The organism is Streptomyces sp. NPDC048288, from assembly GCF_043201555.1.
In the GTDB taxonomy this organism is placed as follows: domain Bacteria; phylum Actinomycetota; class Actinomycetes; order Streptomycetales; family Streptomycetaceae; genus Streptomyces.
Genome location: NZ_JBICZD010000012.1, coordinates 221,957 through 234,030 on the forward strand (window position 1 = coordinate 221,957; position 12,074 = coordinate 234,030).

10 protein-coding genes are annotated in these 12,074 nt (G+C 72.5%); 5 read left to right on the top strand and 5 right to left on the bottom strand.

Translation table 11 applies throughout. The features are described 5' to 3' along the window. Positions 1–214: 214 nt before the first annotated feature. Positions 215–2,095 carry a ricin-type beta-trefoil lectin domain protein gene (locus ACGFZS_RS37220; protein ID WP_393798810.1) on the bottom strand — a complete coding sequence of 627 codons (1,881 nt, stop codon included), beginning with the start codon at positions 2,093–2,095 and terminating at the stop codon, positions 215–217. Positions 2,096–2,521: 426 nt separating this feature from the next. Between ACGFZS_RS37220 and galU the strand changes: the two genes are divergently transcribed. Further along, positions 2,522–3,484: a UTP--glucose-1-phosphate uridylyltransferase GalU gene (galU, locus tag ACGFZS_RS37225; protein ID WP_393798811.1), complete on the top strand. Its 963-nt coding sequence runs from the start codon at positions 2,522–2,524 to the stop codon at positions 3,482–3,484. 436 nt (positions 3,485–3,920) lie between these two features. Here the strand turns inward: galU and ACGFZS_RS37230 are convergent, their stop codons facing one another. Continuing rightward, positions 3,921–4,358, bottom strand: coding sequence for a DUF4442 domain-containing protein (locus tag ACGFZS_RS37230; protein WP_393798889.1), 438 nt, complete (start codon positions 4,356–4,358; stop codon positions 3,921–3,923). A 190-nt stretch (positions 4,359–4,548) separates the two neighbouring features. Here ACGFZS_RS37230 and ACGFZS_RS37235 point away from each other — a divergent pair, with 190 nt between their 5' ends. Continuing rightward, positions 4,549–5,568: a hypothetical protein gene (locus tag ACGFZS_RS37235; protein WP_393798812.1), complete on the top strand. Its 1,020-nt coding sequence runs from the start codon at positions 4,549–4,551 to the stop codon at positions 5,566–5,568. A gap of 113 nt (positions 5,569–5,681) precedes the next feature. Further along, positions 5,682–6,986: an MFS transporter gene (locus ACGFZS_RS37240; protein ID WP_393798813.1), complete on the top strand. Its 1,305-nt coding sequence runs from the start codon at positions 5,682–5,684 to the stop codon at positions 6,984–6,986. On the opposite strand, the gene ACGFZS_RS37245 is transcribed toward ACGFZS_RS37240, so the two are convergent. Both ACGFZS_RS37245 and tuf read right to left on the bottom strand, forming a co-directional pair. Beyond that, entirely contained in the window at positions 6,948–7,793 is an 846-nt protein-coding gene (locus ACGFZS_RS37245) for a spermidine synthase (protein ID WP_393798814.1), read from the bottom strand. The two genes, ACGFZS_RS37240 and ACGFZS_RS37245, sit on opposite strands and share 39 nt — an antisense overlap. A gap of 129 nt (positions 7,794–7,922) precedes the next feature. Continuing rightward, positions 7,923–9,092, bottom strand: a complete 1,170-nt coding sequence (tuf, locus tag ACGFZS_RS37250) for an elongation factor Tu (protein ID WP_393798815.1) — start codon at positions 9,090–9,092, stop codon at positions 7,923–7,925. A 333-nt stretch (positions 9,093–9,425) separates the two neighbouring features. On the opposite strand from tuf, the gene ACGFZS_RS37255 reads away from it, so the two are divergent. Next, positions 9,426–10,187, top strand: coding sequence for a TVP38/TMEM64 family protein (locus ACGFZS_RS37255; protein WP_393798816.1), 762 nt, complete (start codon positions 9,426–9,428; stop codon positions 10,185–10,187). Between the two features lie 129 nt (positions 10,188–10,316). Here the strand turns inward: ACGFZS_RS37255 and ACGFZS_RS37260 are convergent, their stop codons facing one another. Further along, entirely contained in the window at positions 10,317–11,489 is a 1,173-nt protein-coding gene (locus ACGFZS_RS37260; RefSeq protein WP_393798817.1) for a thiolase family protein, read from the bottom strand. Positions 11,490–11,603: 114 nt separating this feature from the next. On the opposite strand from ACGFZS_RS37260, the gene ACGFZS_RS37265 reads away from it, so the two are divergent. Then, positions 11,604–12,074 (top strand): winged helix-turn-helix transcriptional regulator, encoded by a 471-nt coding sequence (locus ACGFZS_RS37265; protein ID WP_393798818.1) that lies wholly within the window; start codon positions 11,604–11,606, stop codon positions 12,072–12,074.

The window sequence follows — 12,074 nt, forward strand, 5'->3', positions numbered from 1 at the left end:
CCCGGGCACCCGGACCGCGTTCGGCCTGTGAACGCAACACCCGCCACAGGACCTTGACGACCCGTCATGCGCACCACCGGCGCGTCGGAAACGTAGATCCGCTGGTGACTCGTGTCAACGATCTGAACAGAAAACACTCCCGAGCCGACAAGAAACGAAAACGGAGGGCCGCTTCGCACCGTGGCCCTCCGACAACCGTCATCCTCGTCCCCGACTAACCCAGCAGGCCGCCCACTTCGCCGACGAGGTCCGTCACGGTGGCGGGCAGGGCGGCCGTGACCGAGTCCTTCACGGAGCCCGTCACGGAGTTCACGGCGGCGCCGGCCGTCTCGGTGAGCGGGGCGACGGGCTCCCCCGGGTGGCCGGGACGCGCCACCGGGGCGGGTCGGCCGTGGGAGCCGACCTGGGCGATCCGGGTGCCGTACGGTTCCTGCGGCGCACCGGGCGCCTGGCCCGGGATCCCCGGAACCGGCAGGGGTGCGGGGGTGTCCGTCCGCGCGTCCCGCTTCGGCGCGGGTGCCGGTGCGGAGCCCGTGGGATTCGGCGTCGCCGGCGCTCCCCCGCCGACCGGGTCCAGGTCCCACCGTTGCCGCACCGACCCGTTCCGCCCGGCCACGACCACATGCGCGCCGTCCGCGGCCAGCGCCAGGCCCTTGTCCCAGCGCAGCAGGAGTTCGCCGCGCACCGTCAGGTCGTACGACACCTCGCCCGCGTGCACCAGACAGCCGGAGACCACGACACCGCGCGTGCCGGGGTCGGCGGCGAGGCAGAGGGTGGGGTCGAGCGCGCTGCGCAGCATGCCGTCGTCCTGGTACGACCACTGCTGGGACCCGGCGTCCGAACACAGGGCGAGCCGCAGGTCCGCGCCGTCCCGCACCCGGCCGCCGCGCACGTCCAGGCAGAGCCCGGCGTCGAGGCTGCGGAGCCGGCCGTGGGCGATCTCGACGGGCTCGCCCGCGGAGGCCGGGGACGGGGAGGCCGAGGAGGGGGCGTCGGCCGCGGGGCCGGGCCGGGTGGCACTGCCGCCGGGGGTACTGCCGCCGGGGGCTCCCCAGGTGGTGGCGCCGGGGCGCGGGACACCGTTGTCGTCCGACCAGCTCTTCGCCACGAGCACGGTGGCGAGCAGCGCGAGGGAGACCAGGCCGACGCCGGCCGCCACCGCCTTGCGCCGCCCGCTCTCGGAGACGGTGCGGTGCCGGCCGCCGGACGGCGCGGCGGCGGGATCGGGTTCGGCCGCGGACGGCCAGGCCTCGACGACCGCGCCCCGGCCGGGCCGCGAGTCGAGATAGCGGCGGGCGCCCCAGCCGAGCACGGTCTCGGCGAGCAGGACCTCCAGGCCGCCGTCGAAGTGGCTGAGCTGTTCGGCCGCGTGCCGGCAGTACCGGCACTCGGTGAGATGCCGTTGCACATCGGGGAGCAACGAGCCGCCCCGGCGTATCGGTACGTCGAGGAGCCGGTTGTAGAAGCGGCATTCCTTCGAGGGCGCGAGTTCCCGGTGGGCGCGTACCAAGCCGGACCTGAATTGCTCACGGGCCTGGTCCAGGGCAGCCGTTGCGGTATCGATATCGACACCCAACAGACCAGCTGGTATGTATATGGGTTCGGCTTCGACCTCGGTGTGCCAGAGGAGGCATTGCGAGGCTCCGGGAAGGGCCTGGAAAGCGCGCTCGGCGAGTTGCCGCCTTTCGGGCGTGCCGGGTCTGGCGGCACTGAGTCCGCGGCCTCCGGTGGTTTTGCGCAGCTCCGGGGCGACCACGGAAATGGCCTCGTCGGCGGCCCACGCGCGGACCGTCTCCCGTACGGTCACGAGCAGCTGCGGACGGAGGGCGCCGCCGACCGCGCCGCCGGCCAGCCGGCCGAGGACCCGTTCGAAGGCGGCGCTGGCCACCAACTGGGCGGTGGGGGTGGCGGAGGCGAGGCAGACCACGGCGTAGTCACAGGTGGCGCGCCAGTGCCGGGTCAGCAGCAGGGCGACGGCGTGGTGGCGCTCGGCGGGGGTTCCGGTGAGACGGGCGATGAGATCGCGGTCGGACTCCGCCGGGGTCGAACCGGGGCGGGGCGGGTAAGGCGGGCGTGGGGGGTAGGGGGAGTGCACTGAACCATTTCCTTCCGAGCCGCAGGACGGCATACGAAATGGCGCCCTGAGGAATGCAGTGCCTGATTGGTGCGTACCTTGGTGTGTACCTTTTCGAGCCCATAAGGACCGGCCTTACGGCCACACCGGCCTCTGGACCCTCCCGCGGGGAGGCTCACCTTCGCACACCGGCCTCACAGGAAACAAGAAGTTCAGGTGACCCAAGTTCAAAGTCGCGGGAATTCAGATAAGTTACCGGCGGTATCCCCGCCTCTGCGTTAATCAGCGGCGGCACAGGTTCAACTTGTGTGCGACAAGGACCTGATGGCACACGAAATCTTCAACTCCCGGACGGCCGCGGTCACGGTCGGCGGAACGCAGCGTTCCACAGCCGTCTCCCATGTTTCTCCCGGCCCGCTCCCATCCCGGTGGGCCAGCATGGGCCGCATGATCGCCCCCCACACTCCGCACGCCTCCCCCGTCCCCACGCCCCCCAGGTCCGTGCGCAAGGCCGTGGTCCCGGCCGCCGGACTCGGCACCCGGTTCCTGCCCGCCACCAAGGCGACGCCGAAGGAGATGCTGCCGGTCGTCGACAAGCCGGCCATCCAGTACGTCGTGGAGGAGGCCGCGAAGGCCGGGCTCGACGACATCCTCATGGTCACCGGCCGGCACAAGCGGGCCATCGAGGACCACTTCGACAACGCCTTCGAGCTGGAGCAGGCCCTGGCCGCCAAGGGCGACACGGTGCGGCTGGACGCCGTACGCGATCCCGCGCGGCTCGCCGACATCCACCACATCCGCCAGGGCGACCCGCTCGGCCTCGGCCACGCGGTGCTGTGCGCCAAACACCATGTGGGCGACCAGCCCTTCGCGGTGCTCCTCGGCGACGACCTGATCGACGCCCGCGAGACGCTGCTCAGCCGGATGCTCGACGTCCGCGACCGCTTCCAGGGCAGTGTCGTGGCGCTGATGGAGGTCGACCCGTCGCAGGTGCACCTGTACGGCTGCGCCGCCGTCGAGCCCTCCGACGAGGACGGTGTGGTGCGGGTGACCGGCCTCGTGGAGAAGCCGTCCCCGGAGAACGCGCCCAGCAACTACGCGGTCATCGGCCGCTACGTCCTGGACCCCGAGGTGTTCGGCGTCCTGGAGCGGACCGCGCCCGGCCGGGGCGGCGAGATCCAGCTGACCGACGCGCTGCAGGAACTGGCCGCGGGCGGCACGGTCCACGGCGTCGTCTTCGACGGCCTCCGCTACGACACCGGCGACAAGGGCGACTACCTCCGCACGGTGGTCCGCCTGGCCTGTGAACGCCCCGACCTGGGCCCCGAGTTCACGGCCTGGCTCAAGCAGTTCGTCGCGGGCCTGGACCAGAACGGGGCCGAGCGCCGGCAGAGCCGCACCGCCGCCTGACCGGCCCCCCATGAAGGATGGGGTGAGGGCCCGGCGGCCCTCACCCCATCCGGCGTTTCTTGGACGGTGGACCCGGAAACAGCCGCCTCCGGAACCGATCGGCCCCGCGGTCGGCCCTCCACTGGGAGGCGGCGCCGGCCGTCGGCCGATCGGCCGACGCGGCTTGGCGCCGACCGGCAACCGGCCGGCCCCCCCCCTCCCCCCGAGATCCCGCCTCCACCGACAGCGAGCCGGTCTCCGGACCCCCGCAAGCCGACAGCCAACCGGTCACCGGGACCCGGCATCAGCCTGCAACCGGCCGTCCACCAGGACCCGGCATCAACCGACAGCCGACCGGTCACCGGTCACCGGATCCCGGAGCAAGCCCAGAGGCCACCAGCCGCCGGGACCCACCGCCGGCCGGCGACCGATCGGCCTCCGGGCCTCCCTCGGTCGGTCAGCCGTTGGGGCGGAGGGTCCAGATCACGGTCATCTCGCCGGTGACCGCGCCGTCCTCGCGGGTGATGGCGACGGCGACCGGGAACTCGGGGCGCTTGCCCTCGTCGAGTTCGGCGACGACGTCGGCGATCGGGCGGCCGAGGGTCGCGGTGGCCTTGACCGGGCCGAGGGCGACCTTCTTGTAGGCGATCTCGGCGCTGACCGCGAGCGGCACCGCCCGGGAGAGCTGGTCACCGAAGGCGGCGAGGACGATCGCGCCGCTCGCGGACTCGGCGAGGGTGAACATCGCCCCGGCGTGCGGGCCGCCGATGTGGTTGTGGAAGTCGCCCTGGTCCGGCAGGGACAGCACGGCCCGCTCCGGAGTGGTCTCCAGGTACTCCAGGTTGAGGGTCCGCACCATCGGGACCGTGGCGGCGAGCATCTCGCCGATCGACATCTGGTCAGTGCTCATGCCGGGAATGTTACTCACGGGTAGCCGAGTCTGACCAGAGCGGTGCGAGGGTGATTGACGTCGCACGGCGCGGACGGCCACCACGGCCGCGCCCCGGCCCGGCGGCCGTTTCGGTACGCCTCCGCCGAAGCCCGGTGACCGGATCGTGTCCCCGGCGGCACTAGGGTTACGGGCCATGTGGCCAGAACAGCAGCCGCCAGGGGGCGAGCAGTACCCGCAGAACAACCCGTATCAGCAACCGGGTTACCAGCAGCCGAATCCGTACCAGCAGCCCGGCTACCAGCAGTATCCGCAGTCAGGCGGGTACGGGCAGCAGCCGCAGTGGGGGCCGCCCGGCCCGGCGGGCGCGCCGCAGGCACCGCAGGGCGGAGGCGGTGGCGGAGGCGGCGGCAACCGGACGAAACTGGTCGCGATCATCGCCGCCGCGGCCGTCGTCGTGGCGGCCGGGGTGACCGGTTTCCTGGTGCTCGGCGGCAAGAAGGACGACAAGGCGGACGGCGGGAAGGACCAGCGGTCCAGCCAGTCGCCGACTCCCTCTCCCACCGCGTCCGCCTCCGCCTCGGCGGACGACAGCACGCGCGGTGACGACGACGCCGTACAGCCGACGATCGCCGGCTGGAAGGCCGTCGTGAACCCCAAGTGGGGCACGGCCTTCGACGTGCCGGCCGACTGGGAGGTCCTCACCGCGGGCACCTCCGTCGGCTTCGAGGACAAGGACGGCAAGCCGATCATCACGATGTCGGCGCCGGCCCAGTACAAGTCGAAGTGGTGCACGAGCGACGACGACAAGGACGGCAGGACCGAGGACACCGCCCTGGCCGCGGTGGGCACCAAGGGCGAGAGCGGCGCGAAGACCCCGGGCGACGCGGCCGTCCGGGAAGTCCCCTGGTGGGTGTACGGCGGCTACACGTACCCGGACAAGAAGTCCCTCGGCTACGACAAGAAGGCCACCGCCTACACCACCGCGTCCGGCCTCAAGGGCGCCTACGCCTGGGCGCGTTCGACGAACTCCCCCGCCAAGGGGAAGTGCGCGACCGACGGCAAGGCGATCACGTTCGGCTTCGAGAACTCGGCCGGCGACCTGGTGTCGTGGGACTTCTACGGCGCCAAGGGCGTGAACGGCGAGGTCCCCACCGCGACGATCATGAAGATCCTCAGCACGGTCCGACTGCACGGCACCCCGACCGGAGGCTGACCGGGAGCGGGCCGGAGGCTGACCGGGAGCCTGCCGGAGGCTGACCGGATCGGGCGACGATATGCCCGACAATCGGTTTGGCAAGCCGGGCTCCCGGCAGGGATAGTCGGTCGGTGACCTCCACCTCCGACTCCCCCGGCACCCCCTCCCGCCTGCGCGGACCCGCCTGGGCGGGCCGCAACTACAGCCTGCTGACCGCGGCGGCGATCGTGACGAGCCTGGGCGCCAACGGCTCGCTGATCGCCGCCGCGTTCGCGGTGCTGGACGCGGGCGGCGACGGCGGGGACGTCGGACTGGTGGCCGCCGCCCGCACCCTGCCACTGGTGCTCTTCCTGCTCATCGGCGGCGCGGTGGCGGATCGTTTCCCCCGGCACCGGGTGATGGTCGCGGCCAACGCGCTCAACTTCCTCTCCCAGGGCGCCTTCGCCGTCCTCGTGCTCGCCGGCGAGCCGCGCCTGTGGCAGATGATGCTGCTCACGGCGCTGGGCGGCACCGGCCAGGCCTTCTTCAGCCCGGCGGCGGAGGGCATGCTGATGTCCTCGGTGAGCGGGGAACAGGCGGGCCGGGCCTTCGCGGTGTTCCGGATGGCGATGCAGGGCGCGGCCCTCGGCGGTGCGGCGCTGGGCGGTGCGCTGGTGGCCGCGATCGGCCCCGGCTGGGTGCTGGCGGTGGACGCGGCGGCCTTCGCGATCGCCGGGACCCTCCGCTCCTTCCTCGACGTCAGCCACATCCCGCCGCGCACCCCGGGCGACGGGCTGCTGGCCGACCTCAAGGAGGGCTGGCGCGAGTTCGCCGGGCGCCCCTGGCTCTGGGGCATCGTCGTCCAGTTCTCGATCGCGAACGCGGTGGTGGGCGCCGCCGACGCGGTCTACGGCCCGCTGGTCGCCCGCGACAGCCTCGGCGGACCGGGCCCCTGGGGTCTCGCCCTGGGTGCCTTCGGCGCGGGCACGGTGGCCGGCGCCCTGCTGATGACCCGCTGGAAACCCCGCCGTCTGCTGTTCGTGGGCACCCTGTGCATCTTCCCGCTCGCCCTGCCCTCGGCGGCGCTGGCGGTCCCCGTCCCCATCGGGGCGCTCTGCGCGGTGATGTTCGTGGCCGGCACCACCGTCGAGGTCTTCGGGGTCTCCTGGATGACCGCGTTGCACCAGGAGATCCCCGAGGAGAAGCTCTCCCGGGTCTCGGCGTACGACTGGTTCGGCTCGGTCTCCCTGCTGCCGCTGGCGACGGCCCTGGCCGGCCCCGCCGAGGACGCCTTCGGCCGGAGCCCGGCCCTGTGGGGCTGCGCGGGCCTGGTCGTCGCCGTGACCGCCGCGGTCCTCCTGGTGCCGGACGTGCGCGACCTGACCCGCCGCACGCTCCCGGTCACCGCGTCCTCGGAGTCACCCGATCCCGAACGTGCCGCCGGGGGGCTCGGGTGACGGCACGGCGTCCGCGTCCCTGACCGGCCGGGCCCCGCCGACGAACTCCCTGAGCACGCTGCCGTGTTCGACCCGCGCCGGAAAGGCGTCGGCGGCCGTACGACGGGCCAGGCCGCCCGCGTCGAGCGGCCGGTGCGAGGCGATGAGCACCGCGTTCCCGAACCGCCGCCCGCGCAGTACCCCCGGCTCGGCGATGACCGCCAGCTCCTCGAACACCACCGCGAAGGTGGCGAGTTGGGAACGCAGGAAGTCGAAGGGGGCGGAGTCCGCCAGGTTCGCGAGATAGACCCCGTCGGCGCGCAGCACCCGCTCGGCCTCCCGCGCGTAGCCCAGCGAGGTCAGATGCGCGGGGATCCTGGACCCCCCGAAGACATCGGCGATCAGCACATCGGCCGAGTCCCCGGGCGCCCCCTCCAGCCAGCCCCGGGCGTCGGCGGCATGCAGGGCGATCCCCGCACCGTCCCCCCACGGCAGGTGCTCGGTGACCAGCTCCAGCAGCCCCCGGTCGGCGTCCACGACATCCTGCCGGGACCCCGGCCGGGTCGCCGCCACATACCGGGGCAGCGTCAGCGCGCCCCCGCCGAGATGCAGCACGTCGAGCGGCACCCCGGCCTCCGCCACCGCGTCCAGCACATGCCCGAGCCGCCGGGCGTACTCGAACTCCAGATGCGTGGGCTCGTCCAGATCGACGTACGACTGCGGCGCCCCGTCGACGGTCAGCAGCCAGGCCCGTTCCCGATCGACATCGGGCATGAGCTTGGCGGTGCCGTGCTCGGTGACACGGACGACGGGTATGGATTCACTCACGACACCATTGTCGCCCTCCCCAAGAGGCGCGGCGCGCACTGTCCGACGGCGACACCAGCGCCCCGAAAGGGGCGCGGGGAACTGCGCGACCGGCCCCCACCGGCCCGCAGTCCCCCACCCACCGCGACCTCACTCCACCGCGGTCACGGTCCCCGCCCCCACGGTCCTGCCACCCTCACGGATGGCGAACCCGAGCCCCGCCTCCAGCGGCACCGCCCTCCCCAGCTCCACGGTCAGCTCCACCGTGTCCCCGGGCCGGGCGACCGCCACCTCGCCGAGGTCGACGTCCCCGACCACATCCGCCGTACGGATGTAGAACTGCGGCCGGTACCCGGTCGAGACCGGAGTCGTACGACCCCCTTCGCGCCCGGACAGCACGTACACCCGCGCCGAGAACCGCCGGGCCGGCACCACGCTCCCCGGCGCCGCCACGACATGCCCCCGCCGCACCGCGTCCCGGGGCACGCCCCGCAGCAGCAGCGCCACGTTGTCCCCGGCCTGCGCCTCGTCCATCGGCTTCCCGAAGGTCTCCAGCCCGGTGACGACGGTCTCGACGTCCGCGCCGAGCACCTCCACCCGGTCCCCGACCCGCACGGTCCCCCGCTCCACGGCCCCGGTCACGACCGTGCCCCGCCCGGTGATGGTGAGCACGTTCTCCACCGGCAGCAGGAACGGCGCGTCCAGGTACCGCTCCGGCATGGGCACGTACGTGTCCACCGCGTCCAGCAGGGCCTCGATGGACGCCGTCCACCGCGGGTCCCCCTCCAGGGCCTTGAGCCCGGAGACCCGTACGACGGGCACGGAGTCACCGCCGTACCCCTGCGCGGTCAGCAGCTCCCGGACCTCCAGCTCCACGAGGTCGGTGAGTTCCTCGTCGCCCGCGTCGGCCTTGTTGAGCGCGACCACGATGTGGTCGACGCCCACCTGCCGGGCGAGCAGCACGTGTTCGGCGGTCTGCGGCATGATCCCGTCGAGCGCGGAGACGACGAGGATCGCCCCGTCCAGCTGCGCGGCACCGGTGACCATGTTCTTGACGTAGTCGGCATGGCCCGGCATGTCCACGTGGGCGTAATGCCGGGTGTCGGTCTCGTACTCGACGTGCGCGATGTTGATGGTGATGCCGCGCAGTGCCTCCTCGGGGGCCCGGTCGATGCGGTCGAACGGCACGAACGTGCCGGTGCCGCGCTCGGCGAGGACCTTGGTGATGGCGGCGGTCAGGGTCGTCTTGCCGTGGTCGACGTGGCCCATCGTGCCGATGTTGAGATGCGGTTTGGTGCGGACGTATGCCGTCTTGGGCATGGCTCTACCTCAAAGCCTGAACTGCGGTGATGCGTCCCGTCAGGGCGGGACGCGGGGACCCCGGGTGATCCGCCGACCCTCCCCCTGCGGGGTCCGCCGGGCGATCCGGGGAGGGTCAGCTTCGGGCGCCGTCGACAGCGGCCGTGAGAACGGGGACGGCAGCCTTCGGCGCATCCGCGACTGCGGATGCTGCGACGAGGAAGGCGAACCGGAACATGACGCAGATCATTGCCGACGCGTCGCCCCACGTCGAACGGTTTTCTCCGGCGCCGGTTCGCCCAATGGACAGCATCCATACGGCGATCACACATCGGCTTCGGTTACTGTCACCGAATGCTCGATGCCAACCGCTCTGGCACCGCCACGGCCGCTCCCCCGGCCGCCGCCAAGGAGCTGCCCCTTGTCCTGCCCGCTCCGGTGAACTTCACCGCACGCTGCACCCGGGTGCTGCTGTCGCCGTGGTCGCGACTGGCCCTGCTCGTCGCCCTGCTCGCGGCGGCCGGGGCGTCGGTGCTGCTCTTCGAGCCGCAGAGACTGATGACCCGGGGCTGGCCACCGCAGGTCGAGGGCACCACCGCGGTGGTGATCTTCGCCGTGGCGTACGGCCTGATCACGGTGGCGTTCGTGCCCCGGCCGATCCTGAACCTCGCGGCCGGCGCGCTGTTCGGCTCCGCACTGGGCATGGGCGCGGCCATGGCGGGCACCCTGCTCGGCGCCTGGCTCTCCTTCGCGCTCGGCCGGATGCTCGGCCAGGAGGCGCTGCGCCCGCTGCTGCGCGGCCGGTTGCTGAAGGCCGCCGACCACCAGTTCAGCAAGCACGGCTTCCGCTCGATGCTGGCGGTACGCCTCTTCCCCGGTGTCCCCTTCTGGGCCGCCAACTACGCCGCCGCCGTCTCCCGCATGCGCTACGCCCCGTACCTGCTCGCCACGGGCCTGGGTTCGATCCCGAACGTGGCCGCCTATGTCGTCGCAGGCGCCCGAGCCTCGACACCGACGTCCCCGGTCTTCCTGATCTCCGTCGCCGCCATCGTCATCCCCGCGGTCGCCGGCGCAGTGGTCGCCTGGCGCAAACGCCACCACCTGCGAGCGAAATAGACCGCGCCTCCTGAGCATCCGCCAACCACAGCGCCCCGCCAGGGGCGCGGGGAACTGCGCGACCAGCCCCCACGGCGCAGCAGCCGCACAACAACACAACGCGGCCCCTCCTTAGGCGCACAGCACCCCCTACCGAACCGCCTCCAGAATCATCGCGTTCGCCAACCCGCCCGCCTCGCACATGGTCTGCAGCCCGTACCGCGCCCCGCGCTCCCGCAGGGCATGCACCAGCGTCGTGGTCAGCCGGGTCCCGCTCGCCCCCAGCGGATGCCCCAACGCGATCGCCCCACCGTGCACGTTCACCTTCGCCAGGTCGGCCCCCGTCTCCTGCCGCCAGGCCAGCACCACACTGGAGAACGCCTCGTTCACCTCGAAGAGGTCGATGTCTCCCACCGTGAGCCCGGCCCGCCGCAGCACCTTCTCCGTCGCCGGGATCACCCCGGTCAGCATCAGCAAGGGGTCGGAGCCGGTCACGGCGAACGCGTGCAGCCGGGCCAGCGGCCGCAGCCCGAGCCGCTCCGCGGTCTCCCCGGCCATGATCAGCACGGCGGAGGCCCCGTCGTTGACCGGGCTCGCGTTGCCCGCCGTGACGTTCCACTCGATCTGCGGGAAGCGCTCGGCGAACCCGGGGTCGTAGTAGGCGGGCCTGAGCCCGGCGAGGATCTCGGCGGTGGTCCCGGGCCGTACGGACTCGTCCCGGCTCACCCCGTCCAGCGGCGCCACCTCCGCGTCGAACCGCCCCGCCTCCCACGCGGCCGCCGCCCGCTGGTGCGAGGAGACCGCGAACGCGTCCAGCTCCGCCCGCGAGAGCGACCACTTGGCGGCGATGAGTTCGGCACTGATGCCCTGCGGCACGAGGCCCTCCGGGTAGCGCGCGGCGACTCCGGGACCGAAGGGGTCCTGGCCGGCCGGCACGTTGGACCACATGGGCACCCGGCTCATCGACTCGACCCCGCAGGCCACGACGATGTCGTAGGCGCCGGACATGACGCCCTGCGCCGCGAAGTGCACGGCCTGCTGGGAGGAGCCGCACTGCCGGTCGACGGTGGTCGCGGGCACGGTCTCCGGGAAGCCCGCCGAGAGCACGGCGTACCGGGTGGTGTTCATGGCCTGCTCGCCGACCTGGTCGACGGTGCCGCCGATGACGTCGTCGATGAGGGCCGGGTCGACGCCGGAGCGCTCGACGAGGGTGCGCAGGGTGTGGGCGAGGAGTTCGACGGGGTGGACGTGTGCCAGGGAGCCGTTCGGCTTGCCCTTCCCGACAGGAGTGCGTACGGCTTCGACGATGACTGCGTCACGCATCACGGGACCTCGATTGCCAGTGTTGACTACCGGTGAGTAGGAAATCCGAACCCACTGTAACCCGAAGGGTTGGAAAATCAAACCCATCCAGGAAAAGCCTCTAGACTGGCAGGCATGGCCGCCCCGAAGGATCCCCGACCCTGCTCGATCGCCGACGCCCTGGCACTGGTCGGGGAGAAGCACTCGCTGCTGGTGCTGCGGGAGGTGTTCCTGGGCAACGGCCGCTTCGACCAGCTGGTACGCAACATCGGCGCCCCGCGCGACATCCTGGCCACCCGGCTGCGCCGGCTCGTCGACGCCGGGATCCTCACCAGGCGCGTCTACAGCGAGCGCCCGCAGCGCTTCGAGTACCGGCCCACCCCGGCGGGCCTCGAACTGGAGCCGGTCCTGATGACCCTCATGGCCTGGGGCGACCGCCACCTCCGCCAGGAGGGCGACCGCCCCATGGTGATCGAGCACAGCTGCGGGAAGACCCTCACCCCGGTCGTCACCTGCGCGGCCTGCGGCGACCAGGTCCGCCACGCGGACCTGACGGCCCACCCGCAGTCCCCCGGCTGGACCGTCGCCGGCCCGACCGCCCCGTAA